Consider the following 17,732-nt stretch of genomic DNA (forward strand, 5'->3'; position numbering starts at 1 on the left):
CCCGATTCCCGATTCCCGATTCCAGCCGCACAGCGGCTGGAATCGCATCAGGCCTTGGCGCTCATCTTGTTGGCTTTCTCGACCGCTTCTTCGATGCTGCCGACCATGTAGAACGCCTGCTCCGGCAGGTGGTCGTATTCGCCGTCGCAGATCGCCTTGAAGCCGCGGATGGTGTCCTTCAGCGAGACGTACTTGCCCGGCGAGCCGGTGAACACTTCGGCCACGTGGAACGGCTGGCTGAAGAAACGCTCGATCTTGCGTGCGCGCGACACCGACTGCTTGTCTTCTTCGCTCAGCTCGTCCATGCCCAGGATCGCGATGATGTCCTTCAGTTCCTTGTACTTCTGCAAGGTCTGCTGCACGCGCTGGGCGGTGTCGTAATGCTCGTGACCGATCACCAACGGGTCCATCTGGCGGCTGGTGGAATCCAGCGGATCCACGGCCGGGTAGATGCCCAGCGAGGCGATGTTACGGCTCAGGGTGACGGTGGAATCCAGGTGGGCGAAGGTGGTCGCCGGCGACGGGTCGGTCAGGTCGTCCGCAGGCACGTACACGGCCTGGATCGAGGTGATCGAACCGCTCTTGGTCGAGGTGATGCGTTCCTGCAACACGCCCATTTCTTCGGCCAGGGTCGGCTGGTAGCCCACTGCCGACGGCATACGGCCGAGCAGCGCGGACACTTCGGTACCGGCCAGCGTGTAGCGGTAGATGTTGTCCACGAACAGCAGCACGTCCTTGCCCTTGCCGTTCTCGTCCTTCTCGTCGCGAAAGTACTCGGCCATGGTCAGGCCGGTCAGCGCAACGCGCAAACGGTTGCCCGGCGGCTCGTTCATCTGGCCGTAGACCATCGCGACCTTGTCCAGGACGTTGGAGTCCTTCATCTCGTGGTAGAAGTCGTTGCCCTCGCGGGTACGCTCGCCCACGCCGGCAAACACGGACAACCCCGAGTGCGCCTTGGCGATGTTGTTGATCAGTTCCATCATGTTGACGGTCTTGCCGACGCCGGCGCCGCCGAACAGGCCGACCTTGCCGCCCTTGGCGAACGGGCACATCAAATCGATGACCTTGATGCCGGTTTCCAGCAACTCGGTGCTGGAGGACTGGTCTTCGTACGACGGCGCAGCGCGATGGATTTCCCAATGGTCCGAGGCCTGCACCTCGCCGGCTTCGTCGATCGGACGACCCAGCACATCCATGATGCGGCCCAGCGTCCCGGCGCCGACCGGCACCGAAATGGCGCGCTCGGTGTTGGTGGCCAGCAGGTTGCGCTTCAGGCCGTCGGTGGAGCCGAGCGCAATGGTGCGCACCACGCCATCGCCGAGCTGCTGCTGCACTTCCAGGGTGATTTCGGTGCCTTCGACCTTCAACGCGTGATAGACCTTCGGCACTTCATTGCGCTGGAATTCGACGTCGACGACCGCGCCGATGATCTGAACGATCTTGCCCTGACTCATTTGGATAACTCCACTAATGTCTGTTCGATTCTGGTGTCGGGAATAGGGAAACGGGAATAGGGAATGGGAAGATCAAGTGCTGCTGCTTCGACCATTCCCGATTCTCCATTCCCTATTCCCGGCTATACGGCGGCTGCGCCGCTGACGATTTCCGAAATTTCCTGGGTGATCGCCGCCTGACGTGCCTTGTTGTAGACCAGTTGCAAGGTGCCGATCATCTTGTTGGCATTGTCGCTGGCGGCCTTCATCGCCACCATGCGCGCGGCATGTTCGGACGCCACGTTTTCCAGCACGGCCTGGTACACCAGCGACTCGATGTAACGCGTCATCACGTGCTCCAGCACGGTCGCGGCATCGGGCTCGTACAGGTAATCCCAATCGTGATGGGCCACTTTATGTTCTGCGGCCGGCAGCGGCAGCAGCTGGTCGAAGCTGGCCTTCTGCGTCATGGTGTTCACGAAGCGGTTGTAGACCAGGTACACGCGGTCCACCTTGCCCTCGACGAACGCGTCCAGCATCACCTTGATCACGCCGATCAACTGCTCCACCTGCGGGCTGTCGCCCAGGTGGGTCACGCTGCCGACCATGTTGACCTTGATGCGACGGAAGAATGCCGAGGCCTTCTGACCGATGGTCACCACGTCGATCTCGGCGCCCTTGTCCTGCCACGGGCGCACTTCGCCCAGCATCTTGCGGAACAGGTTGTTGTTCAGACCGCCGGCCAGGCCGCGGTCGGAAGAGATCACGATGTAACCAACCCGCTTGACCTGCTCACGCTCGACCAGGAACGGATGCTGGTAGTCGGTGCTGGCCTGCGCCAGATGTCCGATCACCTGCTTCATCGCCTGCGCATACGGACGCGAGGTCTTCATGCGCTCCTGCGCCTTGCGGATCTTGGAGGCCGAGACCATTTCGAGCGCGCGCGTCACCTTGCGGGTGTTCTGCACGCTCTTGATCTTGGTTTTGATTTCGCGTCCGCCTGCCATACTCGCTCGCTTCGCTCGCTTAGTGGGAATGGGGAATCGTGAGTCGGGAATTGGCACAGCCAACCCGCTTTGACGATTCCCGATTCTCTATTCCCGATTCCCGCAGCTGGTCTTACCAGCTGCCCGTGGTCTTGAACTCTTCGATGCCCTTCTTGAACGCGGCTTCGATGTCGTTGTCCCAACCGCCGGTGCTGTTGATCTTGGAGATCAACTCGCCCTGGGTGTTGGCGAAGTGCGCATGCAGGCCTTCTTCGAACGCCAGCAGCTTGTTGACCGGCACTTCATCGAGGTAACCCTCGTTGACGGCATAGATCGACAGCGCCTGGTTGGCGATGGACATCGGCGCGTACTGCTTCTGCTTCATCAACTCGGTGACGCGCTGACCGCGCTCGAGCTGCTTGCGGGTGGCTTCGTCCAGGTCCGAGGCGAACTGCGCGAACGCCGCCAGCTCACGGTACTGCGCCAGCGAGATACGGATGCCGCCGGACAGCTTCTTGATGATCTTGGTCTGGGCCGCACCACCGACGCGCGACACCGAGATACCGGCGTTCACGGCCGGACGGATACCGGCGTTGAACAGGTCGGTTTCCAGGAAGATCTGGCCGTCGGTGATCGAGATCACGTTGGTCGGCACGAACGCGGACACGTCGCCGGCCTGCGTTTCGATGATCGGCAGCGCGGTCAGCGAGCCGGTCTTGCCGGTCACCGCACCGTTGGTGAACTTCTCCACGTATTCCTCGGACACGCGCGCGGCGCGCTCCAGCAGGCGGCTATGCAGATAGAACACGTCGCCCGGATAGGCTTCGCGGCCCGGCGGACGCTTGAGCAGCAGCGAGATCTGGCGGTAGGCCACGGCCTGCTTGGACAGATCGTCGTACACGATCAGCGCGTCTTCGCCGCGGTCCATGAAGTATTCGCCCATGGTGCAGCCGGCATACGGGCTGATGTATTGCATCGCCGCCGATTCGGACGCGGTCGCCGCCACCACCACGGTGTGCGCCAGCGCGCCGTTCTCTTCGAGCTTGCGCACGATGTTGGCGACGGTCGAGGCCTTCTGGCCGATCGCCACGTACACGCACTTGATGCCGGTGCCCTTCTGGTTGATCACCGCATCGATCGCCAGCGCGGTCTTGCCGGTCTGGCGGTCGCCGATGACCAGCTCGCGCTGGCCGCGGCCGATCGGGATCATCGCATCGACCGACTTGTAGCCGGTCTGCACCGGCTGGTCGACCGACTTACGCCAGATCACGCCGGGCGCAACGCGCTCCACCGGTGCGGTCTGGGTGGCGCCCAGCGGGCCCTTGCCGTCGATCGGCTCGCCCAGCGCGTTGACCACGCGACCCAGCAACTCCGGACCCACCGGCACTTCCAGGATGCGGCCGGTGGTCTTGGCCACGTCGCCTTCGCGCAGGTTCTCGTAATCGCCCAGCACCACGGCGCCGACCGAATCGCGCTCCAGGTTCAGCGCAAGCGCGAAGGTGTTGTTCGGCAGTTCGATCATTTCGCCCTGCATCACGTCGGCCAGGCCGAAGATGCGCACGATGCCGTCGGACACGCTGGTCACGGAGCCTTCGTTGCGCGACTCTGCGGACAGCTTGACCGCATCGATGCGGGTCTTGATCAGGTCGCTGATTTCGGAGGGGTTGAGCGTGGTTGCCATCGTTCAGTCCTAGGTGCCGGCCGCGAGGGCCGTGCGTTTATGTGAATTCAGTGGGCGAGCGAGCTTTGCAGACGCGCAAGCTTGCCCTTCAGCGAGCCGTCGATGACCACGTCGCCGGTGTCGATCACCGCGCCGCCGATCAGCGACGCATCCACCGCGGTGGTGATGTCCACCTCGCGGCCGAAACGCTTCTTCAGCGCAGCAGCAATCGTGTCGAGCTCTGTCTGGTGCATTGCGGTGGCCGAGGTCACTGTCGCCTTGACGACGTGTTCGGCTTCGGCACGCAGTTGTTCGTACAACCCTGCCACTTCCGGCAGCAGCGACAGCCGCTGCGCATCGGCCAGCACGCCGAGAAAACGCAGGTAGTCGTCGCCAGCCTGCGGCGGAGCGAGCAATGTCACCGCTTCTTCCTGGCGCAAGGCCGGGTTGAGCAGCAGCGCAGCCACGCGCGGGTCGCCGGCCACCTGCGCCGAAAACGCCAGCGCATCGGACCAGGGCGCGAAGGTGCCGCCCTCACGCGCGATCGCAAACGCGGCGCGGCCGTACGGACGGGCAAGTGTGAGGGCCTGACTCATCGATTAAATCTCCGCCGCCAGCTCGTCGAGCAGCGCCTTGTGGGCGTTGGCATCGATTTCGCGCTTGAGCAGCTTCTCGGCACCGCTGACGGCCAGCGCGGACACCTGCTTGCGCAGTTCCTCGCGGGCTCGCGTGGCGGACGCGTCGATCTCGGTCTGCGCCAGATCCTTCTGACGGTTGGCTTCGGCAATCGCCTCGTGCTTGGCCGCTTCGATGATCTGGTTGGCGCGCGCGTGGGCCTGGTCGATGATCTCGTTGGCCTTGGTGCGTGCGTCCTTCAGTGCTTCGTTGACCTTTTCCTGCGCCTGCGCCAGATCCTTCTGACTACGATCGGCCGCAGCCAGACCTTCAGCGATCTTTTGCTGACGCTCTTCGATCGCCTTCAGCAGCGGCGGCCAGATTTTGGTCGCGACGATCCAGATCAGACCGGCGAAGGCCAACGCCTGGGCAAAAATGGTAAGGGTGATATCCATGGGTCGCTCAATCGCTCTTTAGGGGTGAAAGCGCCACCGCATGGCGGCGCTTTCCGACCTTCATCCGCGGAGCCAACCGCACGCGGTTGCCTCCACATCCTGCTACCGCTGGATCAGCCGGCAGCCTGCGACAGACGCTCGATGAACACCTGGGCCAGCGGGTTGGCGAAGGCGAACAGCAGGCCGACAGCGACGCTGATGATGAACGCGGCGTCGATCAGGCCGGCGGTGATGAACATACGAACCTGCAGCACCGGGATCAGTTCCGGCTGGCGCGCGGCCGATTCCAGGAACTTGCCAGCCATGATGGCCAGACCGAGGCCGGCACCCAGCGCGGCCAGGCCGATCATGATGCCGACGGCGAGGACGGTGGAGCTCTGGACTTGAGCGAGGTTGGTCAGGACGGCGAGGTACATGGTGATCTCCGAACGAAAGTTTCTAAGGGTGATGGATGAAGCGGGATAAAGCAGATGAAGGGTGCAGCAAACTCAGTGACTGTCTTCGGCAAGGCTCAGATACACGATCGACAGCATCATGAAAATGAAGGCCTGCAGCGGAATCACCAACAGGTGGAACAGCATCCAGCCGAGGCCGAATACGCCGCCAGCGACCATGCCGGCGATGCCCGCACCGCCCAGCACCCAGATCAGCAGGAAGACGATCTCGCCGCCGAACATGTTGCCGAACAGTCGCATCGCCAACGAAATCGGCTTGCTCAGCCACTCGACGATGTTCAGGAGCAGGTTGAACGGCATCATCCACTTGCCGAACGGCGCCGTGAGGAATTCCTTGGTCATGCCGCCCACGCCCTTGGAGCGCAGCGAGAACACGATCATCAGGAAGAACACACTGATCGACATGCCCAAGGTGGCATTGACGTCGGCGGTGGGCACCGGCTTCCAGGCGTGGATGCCGGCCCAACCCAGCGGGATGGCGATGAAATCGGCCGGGATCATCTTGATGAGGTTCATCAACAGGATCCAGAAGAAGATGGTGATCGCAATCGGCGTCACCAGCTTACTGCTGCCGTGATAGGTGTCCTTGGCCTGCCGGTCGACGAATTCCAGGCAGATTTCCACGAATGCCTGCCACTTGCCCGGCACGCCGGCCGTGGCATTGCGGGTCGCTGTCCAGAACGCCAGCACCATGACCAGGCCCATCAACACGGCCATGACCAGGGTGTCGACGTGGATGGTCCAAAACGTACCGCCACCCTCACGAACCGGATAGATCAGGTTCTGCAAGTGATGCTGGATATAGGAGGTAGGGGTTGCTGCCTCGCCCGCCATGTGTCTGGAGCCCTTTAAGTTCGAATCAACGTCTGGCCAGAGCCAGAACCTGAAAAATCAACCCGATGGCGATACCCGCCAACAGAGCCAGAGGAGGCAGCCGCCACAGGCCGAAACCAAGCGCCAGCGCCACGAAAACCAACACCCACTTCAACACCATCGCCAGAATCAGCCGCACCATGGCAATGCCGGCTGCCTGGATACCGCCGCCTAGCGCGGTCCGTGCTGCCACCCAACCGCCCAGCACCGTCGCAAACCCGGTCAATGCCAGACCGGCAGAGTAACGGGGACCGACCAACAGCAACCCCAGACTGGTTATAGCTACGGCGGCAAGCGGATATACCGCAGCGCGCAGCATCAACCGCCGACCCGCGTCAACGGAGTTCAGCACTACGGTTACCTTACGTGTGGATGAGGGGGAAGCGCAGTTGCGCCTCGTCGAGCCGCGAAAGTATAGCAACGGGACAAATTGCGAGACAACCGGCAAAGGTCGCGGGGTGCTGCGATGCACCATACACGTGCCGCAGCAGAGGGTGGGAACTTTGCCACAAACCGGCTGTCAGAACTTCGCTAGCCTGCACATCCTCGTCGAAAGGTCGTGCCGCAGGCCGCGTCAGGGAGCCCTGGGAGACCAGGGCTCCTGCTTTTTTTACGCATTTTGTCGCACCCTGCGAGCTTTCAGCGATGTCCCGCCCGTGGTCCAATCGCGGCATCGATCCACACACGCGCCCCCCCGTGTGCAAGCGATCACGGCGTCATGCGCACAGAAGACATGGGCAGCATTGGCACGCCTATGTATGGCGGACCATTTTGTCCGATTGCTAAGTTTCCTTCACGCATAACGGACAGAAACTTCACAAATTGACGACATGCGCTTATCGACTATGCGCGGCACAAGCTCGACTGACCAACCATTCCAAGATTCGGAGCCCCCATGAAAAACCTCCTCGCACTGGTGATCCCGTGCGTTCTGGCCGCAGGCTATGCCCTTCCGGCGCACGCTGAAGATACCGACGATCGCTTCCAGATCCGTCTCGGCGCGATGAATGTCGACAACGACAACACGATCCGTGGCAACACACTGGTCGCAGGAAACAATGTGTCGGTCAATGAAGACTTCAAGCTGGGCGGCAAGGAATGGGAGCCGCGCGTGGATGGCGTGTTCCGCATCAGCACCCGTCAACGCCTGATCTTCGATTACTTCAAGTACGACAAGGATCGCCGCGAGACCCTGACCCAGGACGTGAGCGCCGGTGGTTTCACCGTGCCGTCGGGCAGCTTCATCAAGGGTGAACTGAAGTATCAGGTCGCCACGCTGGTGTATGACTATTCGGTCATCGATTCGCCGGAATTCAGCCTGGGCCTGCAGCTCGGTGCCGAATACGCCAAGGTCGAAGCCAACGCGTATGCAGATCTGGGCAGCGTGTTCACCGGCGACGTGCTCGAAGAGAAGGCCGACGGCGTCGCGCCGGTGGTCGGCATCCGTTTCACCGCACGTCCGAGCGAGCATTGGCTGTTCAACGTGCAGGGTCAGTACCTCAACACCAGCTGGGGCAACTTCGACGACTACAAGGGCGATCTGAGCCGCGCCAACGCGATGGCCGAATACCGCTTCACCAAGAACTTCGGCATCTTCGCCGGCTACGACTGGTTCAAGCTCGATGTCGACCAGCGCGGCAGCGATGGCCTGATCGGCCTGAAGCAGGAGTTCAAGGGCCCGGTCGCAGGCGTGACGTTCGCGTTCTGAGTTGCATAGACCGGTTGAACCAAAAGGCCCGCTTTTTGCGGGTCTTTTGTGTTTTGGGGCGTTTGATATGGAAGGCCGTTACGGCGCAGGAAAGAGCTGCGCGGCCACGCAGATGTAATCGGCCAGCGGCATTTCGCCCACAGCGGTACGCCGCTCATCGACGTGTTCCGGATCCTCGATGGGCTTGGGCACCCAGCGGCCCTGCTGCGCGGCCAGCTGACTGCCATAGCGTTGCGGCTTGCCGTTGCCGACAAGGACGCGGTCGGTCAACAGCACTAGAGAGCGTGCCGGAATTTCGCCGCGCGTAACGTGCTGCGCCAGCGTGCTCAATACCTGCTCCTGAAACGCAGGATCGGCATCGGCATGCTGCACCAGCAGCCAGGCTGCAGCGACACCATCGCGCCCCACCTGGGCCGCGCTCGGCAGGCCTTCGTGCTCGGCAACGATGCGGCGGATCTGCGGTAGATGCGCGGCATCCACAGCGGCCATCCTGGTCACGGCCGCTTGCGACCAATCGCCATTGCGGACCAGTTGGTCGGCGCGCTCCATCTCCAGCAGACGCGCGCGTAGCGCCGGATCGGAAGGCGTTGCGAGTTCGGATGCATGCGCTGCCTCGGCACGCGCTTTTGCCTGCCGTTGCGCACGATCGAAGGTTTCGGCCCCCCCGGGCACTTCGCCAACGCAGCGGCCAATTGAGGATCATCCGGTTCTTGCGCGCGGGCGGCAGACACCGCCGCGATGCTGCACAGCATCACCATTCCCAGCATTCCATAGCGCATTGCAGTGTCTCTCCATGCGATCGGCTGCACTGCCTGTCTGACGCGCCCTGCAGCCCGTCCTGGCAGCATGCCCAAACGACGACGCCCCGCGCAAGGCGGGGCGTCGTTGGCAGTGCACGCGATGTGCGCGGCTTACTTCTTCTTCGGGATATACAGATCGGTGATGGTGCCGTCGTAGACCTCGGCCGCCATGCCGACCGACTCGCTAAGCGTCGGGTGCGCGTGGATGGTGTGGCCGATGTCTTCGGCTTCGGCGCCCATCTCGATCGCAAGCCCGATCTCGGCCAGCAGGTCACCGGCATGCACGCCGACGATGGCACCACCGATGATGCGGTGGGTCTCTTCGTCGAAGATCAGCTTGGTGAAGCCTTCGGTGCGGCCGATACCGATCGCACGGCCACTGGCCGCCCACGGGAACTTGGCCACGCCGACCTTCAAACCCTTGGCCTTGGCTTCGGTTTCGGTCACGCCCACCCAGGCGATTTCCGGGTTGGTGTAGGCCACCGACGGAATCACCCGCGCCACCCATTCCTTCTTCTCGCCGGCAGCCACTTCGGCGGCCAGCTTGCCTTCGTGAGTGGCCTTGTGCGCCAGCATCGGGTTACCAACGATGTCGCCGATGGCGAAGATGTGCGGCACGTTGGTGCGCATCTGCCGGTCCACCGGAATGAAGCCGCGCTCGGTGACGGTGACGCCGGCCTTGTCGGCGCCGATTTTCTTGCCGTTGGGCGTACGGCCCACTGCGACCAGCACGCGATCGTAGGCGGTCGCCTGCAGACCGGGCTTCTCGCCCTCCACGGCCGCTTCGAAGGACACGGTGATACCGCTCTTGTCGGCGGTGACGTCGGTGGCCTTGGTCTTGAGATGGACCTCCACGCCCTGCTTCTTCAGGCGGTCGGCCAGCGGCTTGACCAGGTCCTTGTCGGCGCCCGGCATCAGCTGGTCCATGAACTCGACCACGGTGACCTTGCTGCCGAGCGCGCTGTACACCGTGGCCATTTCCAGGCCGATGATGCCGCCGCCGACCACCAGCAGGGTCTTGGGAATATCGTGCAGTTCCAGCGCGTCGGTGGAGTCCATCACGCGCTTGTCGTCCCACGGGAAGTTCGGCAGCTTCACCGCCTGCGAGCCGGCGGCGATGACGCAATGCTCGAAGCGCAGCAGCTGGGTCTTGCCGCCGTCGCCGACGATCTCCAGCTCGTTGGGCGAGACGAAGCTGGCCACACCGGTGACGGTGCGCACCTTGCGCTGCTTGGCCATGCTGGCCAGGCCGCCGGTGAGCTTGCCCACCACTTTTTCCTTGTACTCGCGCAGCTTGTCCAGGGTGATCTTGGGCTGGCCGAAATCCACGCCGAAATCACCGGCATGCGCCACTTCATCGATCACCGCGGCGGCATGCAACAGCGCCTTGGACGGGATGCAGCCGACGTTGAGGCAGACCCCGCCCAGACTGGCGTAACGCTCGATCAGCACCGTGTCCAGGCCCAGGTCGGCAGCGCGGAAGGCGGCGGTGTAGCCGCCGGGGCCGGCGCCGAGCACCACCATCTTGCATTCGATATCGGCCGGCTTGCCGCTGGCCAGCGCCGGCTTGGACGGCGCTGGTTCGGCCGGGGCGCGGTGCGACGGTGTCACCGGCGGCTTGCTGCCGGGCGCGGCGGCTGCAGGGGCCGCAGCAGGCGCAGCGGCCTTGGTCTCGGCCTTGGCGGGCGCAGCCGGTGCAGCGGCCTCGCCTTCGGTCTCCAGCAGCAGCACCACTGCGCCTTCGGACAGGTTGTCGCCAATCTTGACCTTGAGTTCCTTGACCACGCCGGCGGCCGAGGACGGCACCTCCAGCGTGGCCTTGTCCGATTCCAGCGTTACCAGGCCCTGGTCCTTGACCACGCTGTCGCCGACGGCGACCAGCACTTCGATGACGGGGACATCGCTGTAATCGCCGATGTCGGGAACCTTGATTTCAATGACCGCCATTTGCTTCTCCTGTGGCTCAACCGGCCGTGCCGGCAAGCGTCTGCTGGAGTTCATCCAGCGACGATTCGATTTGGGTCCAGCGCTTGTCGCGCTTGTTTTCCTTGCCTTCGCTGGCTTCGATCAGCAACGCGGCCTGCTGCACCAGCAACTCGCCGGCGCCGCAGCCCGGACGCGTGCCGCTGTAGCGCACACCATCGACCTGGAACGACAGCACTTCGCCTTCGCTGACCGGCGCGGTGCGACCGGTCGGTGCCAGCTGGGTCAGTGCGTTGGTCCAGTTACTGACCAGGCGCCTTGCCAAGGCCGCCGGAATCGGGATCTCGACCGTTTCCGGGGTCTGCTCGGTGCGCAACTGCACCGCGCCGCGATCGCTCTGGCTGACCCAGCTGTAGACGCGCTCGTCGGCGCGGCTATGCCGCAGGGTCCAGTCGGCGCCGTCCTTGCCCGGCACCAGCGACACACCGCTCTCCACGCCGCGGGTGGGCAGCGTGAGCAGGGTCAGGGTTGGCTTGGTAGCGCCGTCGAGCAGCGTGGTCACCGCGGTGCCGTAATTGCCCACCGCCGGCGGCCAGCCGCGCCCGAGCGTGCTGCCGCACTCGCGTGCGAGTGCAGACGTCCACGGCAGCATGGCCAGCACGGCGATCGTCAGCAGCGCTGCTCTCACAGCAGGACGCGTCGCATGTCGGCCAGCACCTGGGCGAGATAGGTGGTGAAACGTGCAGCCAGCGCGCCGTCGATGACGCGATGGTCGTAGCTCAACGACAACGGCAGCATCAACTTGGGGGCGAACTCCTTGCCGTTCCACACCGGCTGCATCGCCGACTTGGACACGCCCAGGATCGCCACTTCCGGCGCATTGATGATCGGCGTGAACGCCGTACCACCGATACCGCCTAGCGAGCTGATCGAGAAGCAGCCGCCGCTCATGTCAGCCGGGCCGAGCTTGCCGTCGCGCGCCTTCTTGGCCAGCTCGCCGCTTTCCTGGGCGATCTGCAGCACGCCCTTCTTGTCGACATCGCGGATCACCGGCACGACCAGGCCGTTCGGCGTATCGGCGGCAAAGCCGATGTTGATGTACTTCTTCAACGTCAGGTTTTCGCCGGCCGCGTCCAGCGAGGCGTTGAACTCGGGGAACTTCTTCAGCGCCGCAGCGCTGGCCTTGACCAGGAAGGCAAGCATGGTGAGCTTGATGCCCGTCTTCTCGTTTTCCTTGTTCAGCGCCACGCGCAGGGCTTCCAGGTCGGTGATGTCGGCCGATTCGAACTGGGTGACGTGCGGAATCATCGCCCAGTTGCGTGCCAGGTTGGCACCGGAAATCTTCTTGATGCGCGACAGCGGCTGGGTTTCGGTCTCGCCGAACTTGCTGAAGTCCACCTTCGGCCAGGCCAGCAGGTTCAGGCCGTTGCCGCCACCGGCCGGTGCGGCACCCGCTGCGGCAGGTACGCCTCCACTGAGTGCGGCCTTGACGAAGCGCTGTACGTCTTCGCGGGTGATGCGGCCGCCCTTTTCGCTGCCCTTGAGCTGGTGCAGGTCCACGCCGAGCTCGCGTGCGAACACGCGCACCACCGGGCTGGCATAGGCCACCTTGGACGGCAGCACGCTATCGGCATCGAAGGTCACCGGCGGGCTGCTCGGGCTGCCGGCAGACGGCTGGCCGCCCTGCGCAGGTTGCGAGGCGTTGCTGGAGCGCGCGCCCTGCACCTGCGCGATCTCGCGCTGGGCCAGCTTGTCCGGCACCGCAGACACGGCGACCGGCTCGACCTTGCCGGATGTTTCGGAGGTTTCGGTGGTGGGCTTGGCCGGCGACTGCGCCGCACCGGCGCCGCCATCGCTGGCCGCGATGATCGCCACCACATTGCCCTGCGACAGCGTGTCGCCGACCTTGACCTTGAGTTCCTTGACCACGCCGGCGGCCGAGGACGGCACTTCCATCGTGGCCTTGTCCGATTCCAGCGTGACCAGGCTCTGGTCCTTGGCAACCGTGTCGCCGACGGCGACCAGCACTTCGATCACCGGGATGTCGGTGTAGTCGCCGATATCGGGCACGCGGGCTTCGACCAGGCCGCCTTCCGAGGAAGCGGCTGGCGCAGCCGGCTCGGCCTTGGCGGCAGGCGCCGGCGCGGCAGCGGGCGCAGCCTTGGCCGGGGCAGCAGGCGCTGCGGCCGGTGCGGGTGCGGCTGCGCTATCGGCACCGGCATCGGCCACTTCGATCAGCGCCACCAAGGCGCCCTGCGACAGCGAATCGCCGACCTTGACCTTGATCTCCTTGACCACGCCGGACACCGACGAGGGCACTTCCATCGTGGCCTTGTCCGATTCCAGCGTGACCAGGCTCTGGTCCTTGCTGACCGTATCGCCGACCGACACCAGCACCTCGATTACCGGGACATCGCTGTAGTCACCGATATCGGGGACAAGTGCTTCCTTGATTTCGGCCATACGGGGAACTCCGGCAACAGAATGGGGAAACCCCTATTGTGGCCGGCTGCGGGCCGCAGCGCCAACCATTGCCGTGGAAAAAATCGCACGGCCGGCGGGATGCAGCGTCTGCGCACGCAGATGCATGCTTATTTCGAGGCGCGTCGATCCACCCGCAACAGTTGCAGTGGCTCGCCCGAGGGCAAACGATACGCCAGCGCATTGTCCAGCCCATCCAGCGCTTCGACCCGTTCGCATAGGTGCTCGGCGCGCGGCCGCAACGCGCGCGCCTGCGGCTCGATCAGGCGCTGGATGCGCGTCTCCACCCCGTCCAGCGAACGCAGCTGCACGTCGTTTCCGCTCAACGCCGACTGCACCGCACCGGCGACGACATCGCCGATCAGCTGCGGCAGCAGCTCGGCCACCATCGCGCCGATGTCGTCATCGATATCGATCGAGGTGAGCTGATTCTTGCCGAAGCTCTGCTTCAAGCGCGTATCGAGCTTCTCGCGCACGCTTGCCAGCTGCACGCGCGTGGTTTCGGGGCTGCGACTGAAACCGGCAGCCACTTCGCCGAGCGCGGTGATGGCGATATCGGCCGCTTCGCGCCCGACCTCCTGCGCCAGCGGCACTACCTCGCGGGTCTGGCGCTCAAACTGGATCAGGCGCGTGCGGTCGGCCGCATTCAACGCGACCCAGCGGTCGTCGACGAACAAGGCACCCTGGCGCATCACCAGCCGCTCGGGCGCGCCGGAGGATGCAGGCGTGCGGATCAGGATCAGGCTGCGCGGGTTGAGCGTGAGATCGTAGTCGCTGCTGACATTGCAGTGCAGATCGTCGGCCATTGCGGTGCCCACGCCGCCCAGCATGCCTGTCAGCAAACCCAGTGCCATCGTCCATCGCTGCGTGATTGCCATCGGTTCGCTCCGTGATGTGCGGGGACTGCAGCATGCATGCGATCGCCACACCGCTGCCCGTGCCGGACGCTGGCATGACTTCTGGCGCGTGGTCGATGCCGGCAGTGCAGAGCACACTGCCGACGCGGCGCTTGTCCGGTCTTTTCGCCTTTCGCTAGGCCAGCGCATCGCATAGCGGCTGCCAGGCCTCGCACAGGCGCGGCAACGACCACGCGGCATTGGCCGGACTGGTCGAGGGCAATGCCCATACCGGCACTGCCGGCACACCGACCGGTAGCTGCGGTTGCACATACCGATGCCAGGCCTGCGCCGCAGCGGCGCCATTGCAGGCAATCGCGCGCAACTGCGGCAGTGTCGGGAGCACGCTGGCCAGCGGATTGACCACGATGCTGCCCGCCACGATGGCGGTGTCCAGGCTGCCGCGCCGCTCGCATTGGCCGATCACGTCCCACAGGCCGACGCCGCCTTCGGTCAGCATCTGCAGCCGCACTGCATACGCCGATCCTGCGTCGATGCCCAACACCGCCTGCATCAGCGGCCAGAATCGGTTGCGCGGGTGTGCGTAGTACCTGCGCGCCTCCAGGGAGGCATTTCCCGGCATCGAGCCCAGCACCAGCACGCGGCAATCGCTGCGAATGTGCGCTGGAAGGCCTTTCAACACGTTGTTTTTCGTCACGGCGGTCGCATCTGCGTGAATGTCTTTTTCAGCTTGCATGTCGTAACCACGGCCTTCTTCGGAAACTTGCTGAACAAACGAAATTTTAGCGAGCCGCAGGTAGGCGTGGATTCAGATTTTCGGGAATAGCTTTGGCGCGGCCCACTCCACGGGCCTAAACAAGAAAACGAGGAGACCCCCAATGCGTTCCATTTCCATCCTGAGCCTGGCCGCCGTATCCGCACTTGCGATTGCGCCGTCTGCGTTTGCACAAGACACCACCTACACCGGTGACACCTCCTCGACGTCCACCAGCGCCGACAGCGCGTCTGGCAAGCATTGGGCAGTGGTCGGCGGTGTCGCTCTGATCAAGCCGAAGAACGACCCGGCTCCTGGCCTGGACGTCGATGGCGGCCCGGCGCCGACGCTGAGCGCCAGCTACTACATCAACGACAACTGGGCCGTTGAATTGTGGGGCGCCGCCGACAAGTTCAACCACCGTGTCAACGCCGATGGCGTGGGCAAGCTGGGCACCGTCGAGCAGCAGCCGATCGCCATCAGCGGCCAGTACCACTTCGGCCAGGCCGACAACGTGTTCCGTCCGTTCGTGGGCGTGGGCTACTACGAGTCGAACTTCAGCAACGAGAAGATCGATGCGGCGTCGACCACCGGTCAGCACGTGGGCCTGGACACCGCCAAGGGTGTCATCGGCACCGTCGGTGTGGACATGAACATCAACTCCACCTGGTTCGCACGTGCCGACGCCCGCTACATGCGTTCGCGTCCGGAACTGCGCGTGGGCGGCCAGGGCACCGGCAGCGAGCTGGAACTGGATCCGTGGACCGTCGGCTTCGGTGTCGGCGCGCGCTTCTAAGCACGTCCGATCCAGCGACTTGTCAGTTGAGAAAACGGGCCGAAAGGCCCGTTTTTTTGCCTGCAATTCGCGGTGCCCCATCCATTTTGGAGCGCTGACTTGCCCGCATGGCGCGTGTGCAAGCGCAGAGCGTGATGCGCCATGCCCCTGCGATGCCATCCGCCGCCCCATGTCACCGGCAATGCAGCACCAACCGAGCACCGACAGCTGCTGCGCTGCGAGCGCCAGCTCACCGCCAGTAAACGCTGCCGCGCAGGCGCGCGCTGCGCCAGCGCCACCACAGCAAGGTGGCATAGGCCAGCGCATACCCCAGCAGCACGCCAGCCGCGCCCAGCAGACTGGCGTGACTGAGCCAGCCGTCAGTAGGCCAGGCGACGCCCTGCCAGGTGCTACGCCAGCCCTGTACCATGCCGGCGATCACCCGCACCACCACCAACGCCGTCAATGCCAGCACCAGCCACAGATTGGGCCGGTAGAACAGACCCTGCTGGGTGCGCTCGAAGCGGGTCAGGCGCAATGCCAACACCCCCAGGGCCAACCCGCAGGCCCAGCCGAAGGCGCCATGGCTGATCGCGCCCGGCCAGAACGCCGCAGCGATCAACGCGAAGATCACGAACAACACGTTGGACAGCGCGGCCGACACCAGGTTGATCATCAACAGCCACCCGCGCGCCTGCCGACGCGCGGTGCCGACCCGAAAGCGTTGCACCAGCGACAATGGAAACAGCACTGCAAACACTGCCAGGGCGATGATCACGGCCAGCGGAATGGCAAGAAGAAGTGGCATCGGATGCTCGGTTGCGGTGAACAATTGGCTGACAACACGTCACCCTGGCAGCCGTCAGCCCGGCGCAGGCGGCGCGCACTTAACCCACCGTGCACGCGTGGTGGAGGCCGCGACCGGCAACGACTGCGCCTGACGACAGGTGCGGCCTTGTCGATGACCGCGCCAAGCGTGGGTGGCGTAGCGTGGCGCGCCGTTGCCATGCCTCTGCGGACAGTAAGCAGCCGGTGCGGTGTCCGTCTGCTCCACGCCGACGCCGGGCGCCGATCGCGCCCGGCGCTGGCGGCGTATGCCTGTTGCTGCGCCTTCAAAAGGCGGGCAACACCGCGCCCTTGTACTTCTGCTCGATGAAGGCCTTCACTTCCGGGCTGGTCAGGGCCTTGGCGAGTTTCTGCACGCGCGCATCGTCCTTGTTGTCCGGGCGGGCCACCAGGAAGTTCACGTACGGCGAGTCCTTGCTTTCGATCGCCAGTGCGTCGCGGGTCGGATTGAGGCCGGCGTCGAGTGCGTAGTTGGTGTTGATCAGCGCCAGATCGACCTGATCGAGCACGCGCGGCAGCATCGCCGAATCGAGTTCGCGGAATTTCAGCTGCTTGGGGTTCTCGACGATGTCGCGCTGGCTGGACAGCGCATTGGTCGCATCCTTGAGTTTGATCACCCCGGCCTTGTCGAGCAGGATCAGCGCGCGGCTGTTGTTGCTCGGGTCGTTGGGAATCACCACATCGGCGCCGGTCGGCAGGTCCGCCAATGCCTTGAACCGGCGCGAATACGCACCGAACGGCTCGATATGCACGCCGACCACGGTGACCAGCTGGCTCTTGCGGTCGCGGTTGTAGGCATCCAGGTAGGGCTCGGTCTGGAAATAGTTGACGTCGATCTGCTTCTGCACGACCTGGTCGTTGGGCTGCACATAGTCGTTGAACACGCGCACATCCAGCTTGACGCCCTGCTTGGCCAGCAGCGGTTCGACCACCTCGAGGATTTCGGCATGCGGCACCGCCGTGGCGGCCACGGTGAGGGTGTCACCGCCGCTACTGCCGCCACTGCCGCCGCAGGAAGCCAGTGCCAGCGTGGCCGCAGCCAGGAGGGAACGAAACGCGAATGTGCTCATAGAGGGGTCCGTGGGAGGAGGAATGCGGCACTGCCGCAGGC

The 17,732-nt window shown here is 64.2% G+C and carries 18 protein-coding genes; 2 read left to right on the forward strand and 16 right to left on the reverse strand.

The genetic code is table 11. The features are described 5' to 3' along the window. Positions 1 to 47: 47 nt before the first annotated feature. The 8 genes from atpD to GGR62_RS17700 all read right to left on the reverse strand — a co-directional run bounded on the left by atpD (position 48) and on the right by GGR62_RS17700 (position 6,829). Complete coding sequence (gene atpD, locus GGR62_RS17665; RefSeq protein WP_184409147.1) at positions 48 to 1,454, reverse strand: F0F1 ATP synthase subunit beta; 1,407 nt, start codon at positions 1,452 to 1,454, stop codon at positions 48 to 50. 122 nt (positions 1,455 to 1,576) lie between these two features. Next, positions 1,577 to 2,440, reverse strand: coding sequence for a F0F1 ATP synthase subunit gamma (gene atpG / locus GGR62_RS17670; protein ID WP_184409148.1), 864 nt, complete (start codon positions 2,438 to 2,440; stop codon positions 1,577 to 1,579). A gap of 112 nt (positions 2,441 to 2,552) precedes the next feature. Continuing rightward, on the reverse strand, positions 2,553 to 4,100 hold the full coding sequence (atpA, locus tag GGR62_RS17675) for a F0F1 ATP synthase subunit alpha (RefSeq protein ID WP_184409149.1): 1,548 nt from the start codon (positions 4,098 to 4,100) through the stop codon (positions 2,553 to 2,555). A 47-nt stretch (positions 4,101 to 4,147) separates the two neighbouring features. After that, positions 4,148 to 4,675: a F0F1 ATP synthase subunit delta gene (locus GGR62_RS17680; RefSeq protein WP_184409150.1), complete on the reverse strand. Its 528-nt coding sequence runs from the start codon at positions 4,673 to 4,675 to the stop codon at positions 4,148 to 4,150. A gap of 3 nt (positions 4,676 to 4,678) precedes the next feature. Further along, on the reverse strand, positions 4,679 to 5,149 hold the full coding sequence (locus GGR62_RS17685) for a F0F1 ATP synthase subunit B (RefSeq protein ID WP_184409151.1): 471 nt from the start codon (positions 5,147 to 5,149) through the stop codon (positions 4,679 to 4,681). 113 nt (positions 5,150 to 5,262) lie between these two features. Beyond that, entirely contained in the window at positions 5,263 to 5,565 is a 303-nt protein-coding gene (atpE, locus tag GGR62_RS17690) for a F0F1 ATP synthase subunit C (RefSeq protein ID WP_002814105.1), read from the reverse strand. Between the two features lie 72 nt (positions 5,566 to 5,637). After that, positions 5,638 to 6,438 (reverse strand): F0F1 ATP synthase subunit A, encoded by an 801-nt coding sequence (gene atpB / locus GGR62_RS17695; RefSeq protein WP_039421795.1) that lies wholly within the window; start codon positions 6,436 to 6,438, stop codon positions 5,638 to 5,640. 25 nt (positions 6,439 to 6,463) lie between these two features. Next, the gene (locus tag GGR62_RS17700) at positions 6,464 to 6,829 is read right to left on the reverse strand and encodes a hypothetical protein (RefSeq protein WP_016901016.1); all 366 of its coding nucleotides are present in this window, start codon (positions 6,827 to 6,829) and stop codon (positions 6,464 to 6,466) included. A 543-nt stretch (positions 6,830 to 7,372) separates the two neighbouring features. On the opposite strand from GGR62_RS17700, the gene GGR62_RS17705 reads away from it, so the two are divergent. Beyond that, positions 7,373 to 8,185, forward strand: coding sequence for a hypothetical protein (locus GGR62_RS17705; protein WP_184409152.1), 813 nt, complete (start codon positions 7,373 to 7,375; stop codon positions 8,183 to 8,185). Between the two features lie 78 nt (positions 8,186 to 8,263). Here the strand turns inward: GGR62_RS17705 and GGR62_RS17710 are convergent, their stop codons facing one another. From GGR62_RS17710 to GGR62_RS17735, 6 genes are all read right to left on the reverse strand, one after another. After that, entirely contained in the window at positions 8,264 to 8,857 is a 594-nt protein-coding gene (locus GGR62_RS17710) for a DUF6624 domain-containing protein (protein ID WP_184409153.1), read from the reverse strand. Between the two features lie 239 nt (positions 8,858 to 9,096). Beyond that, positions 9,097 to 10,932, reverse strand: coding sequence for a dihydrolipoyl dehydrogenase (lpdA, locus tag GGR62_RS17715; RefSeq protein WP_184409154.1), 1,836 nt, complete (start codon positions 10,930 to 10,932; stop codon positions 9,097 to 9,099). A 16-nt stretch (positions 10,933 to 10,948) separates the two neighbouring features. Beyond that, entirely contained in the window at positions 10,949 to 11,596 is a 648-nt protein-coding gene (locus GGR62_RS17720; RefSeq protein WP_184409155.1) for a hypothetical protein, read from the reverse strand. Next, complete coding sequence (locus GGR62_RS17725) at positions 11,593 to 13,371, reverse strand: dihydrolipoyllysine-residue acetyltransferase (protein WP_184409156.1); 1,779 nt, start codon at positions 13,369 to 13,371, stop codon at positions 11,593 to 11,595. The genes GGR62_RS17720 and GGR62_RS17725 overlap by 4 nt, the downstream gene beginning before the upstream one ends. 128 nt (positions 13,372 to 13,499) lie before the next feature. Continuing rightward, positions 13,500 to 14,267, reverse strand: a complete 768-nt coding sequence (locus tag GGR62_RS17730; RefSeq protein WP_184409157.1) for a DUF2884 family protein — start codon at positions 14,265 to 14,267, stop codon at positions 13,500 to 13,502. Positions 14,268 to 14,421: 154 nt separating this feature from the next. Next, a complete protein-coding gene (locus GGR62_RS17735; RefSeq protein WP_184409158.1) occupies positions 14,422 to 14,982 on the reverse strand; it encodes a DNA-deoxyinosine glycosylase in 561 nt (186 codons plus the stop codon). A gap of 142 nt (positions 14,983 to 15,124) precedes the next feature. On the opposite strand from GGR62_RS17735, the gene GGR62_RS17740 reads away from it, so the two are divergent. Continuing rightward, positions 15,125 to 15,796: an OmpW family outer membrane protein gene (locus GGR62_RS17740; RefSeq protein ID WP_184409159.1), complete on the forward strand. Its 672-nt coding sequence runs from the start codon at positions 15,125 to 15,127 to the stop codon at positions 15,794 to 15,796. A 229-nt stretch (positions 15,797 to 16,025) separates the two neighbouring features. Here the strand turns inward: GGR62_RS17740 and GGR62_RS17745 are convergent, their stop codons facing one another. Together GGR62_RS17745 and GGR62_RS17750 are read right to left on the reverse strand one after the other, a co-directional pair. Further along, complete coding sequence (locus GGR62_RS17745) at positions 16,026 to 16,583, reverse strand: DUF1453 domain-containing protein (RefSeq protein ID WP_184409160.1); 558 nt, start codon at positions 16,581 to 16,583, stop codon at positions 16,026 to 16,028. Between the two features lie 304 nt (positions 16,584 to 16,887). Then, positions 16,888 to 17,691, reverse strand: coding sequence for a MetQ/NlpA family ABC transporter substrate-binding protein (locus GGR62_RS17750; protein WP_184409161.1), 804 nt, complete (start codon positions 17,689 to 17,691; stop codon positions 16,888 to 16,890). Between the last annotated feature and the right edge of the window lie 41 nt (positions 17,692 to 17,732).

This window comes from Xanthomonas sp. 3075 (assembly GCF_014197275.1).
Classification (GTDB): domain Bacteria; phylum Pseudomonadota; class Gammaproteobacteria; order Xanthomonadales; family Xanthomonadaceae; genus Xanthomonas; species Xanthomonas campestris_B.

Excerpts from the sequence above, each read along its gene's own strand:
- atpB (WP_039421795.1), bottom strand. The coding sequence starts at position 6,438 with ATGGCGGGCGAGGCAGCAACCCCTACCTCCTATATCCAGCATCACTTG.
- GGR62_RS17685 (WP_184409151.1), bottom strand. The coding sequence starts at position 5,149 with ATGGATATCACCCTTACCATTTTTGCCCAGGCGTTGGCCTTCGCCGGT.
- GGR62_RS17680 (WP_184409150.1), bottom strand. The coding sequence starts at position 4,675 with ATGAGTCAGGCCCTCACACTTGCCCGTCCGTACGGCCGCGCCGCGTTT.
- lpdA (WP_184409154.1), bottom strand. The coding sequence starts at position 10,932 with ATGGCGGTCATTGAAATCAAGGTTCCCGACATCGGCGATTACAGCGAT.
- atpE (WP_002814105.1), bottom strand. The coding sequence starts at position 5,565 with ATGTACCTCGCCGTCCTGACCAACCTCGCTCAAGTCCAGAGCTCCACC.
- GGR62_RS17705 (WP_184409152.1), top strand. The coding sequence starts at position 7,373 with ATGAAAAACCTCCTCGCACTGGTGATCCCGTGCGTTCTGGCCGCAGGC.
- atpD (WP_184409147.1), bottom strand. The coding sequence starts at position 1,454 with ATGAGTCAGGGCAAGATCGTTCAGATCATCGGCGCGGTCGTCGACGTC.
- GGR62_RS17725 (WP_184409156.1), bottom strand. The coding sequence starts at position 13,371 with ATGGCCGAAATCAAGGAAGCACTTGTCCCCGATATCGGTGACTACAGC.
- GGR62_RS17740 (WP_184409159.1), top strand. The coding sequence starts at position 15,125 with ATGCGTTCCATTTCCATCCTGAGCCTGGCCGCCGTATCCGCACTTGCG.
- GGR62_RS17745 (WP_184409160.1), bottom strand. The coding sequence starts at position 16,583 with ATGCCACTTCTTCTTGCCATTCCGCTGGCCGTGATCATCGCCCTGGCA.
- GGR62_RS17730 (WP_184409157.1), bottom strand. The coding sequence starts at position 14,267 with ATGGCAATCACGCAGCGATGGACGATGGCACTGGGTTTGCTGACAGGC.
- atpA (WP_184409149.1), bottom strand. The coding sequence starts at position 4,100 with ATGGCAACCACGCTCAACCCCTCCGAAATCAGCGACCTGATCAAGACC.
- GGR62_RS17735 (WP_184409158.1), bottom strand. The coding sequence starts at position 14,982 with ATGCAAGCTGAAAAAGACATTCACGCAGATGCGACCGCCGTGACGAAA.
- atpG (WP_184409148.1), bottom strand. The coding sequence starts at position 2,440 with ATGGCAGGCGGACGCGAAATCAAAACCAAGATCAAGAGCGTGCAGAAC.
- GGR62_RS17750 (WP_184409161.1), bottom strand. The coding sequence starts at position 17,691 with ATGAGCACATTCGCGTTTCGTTCCCTCCTGGCTGCGGCCACGCTGGCA.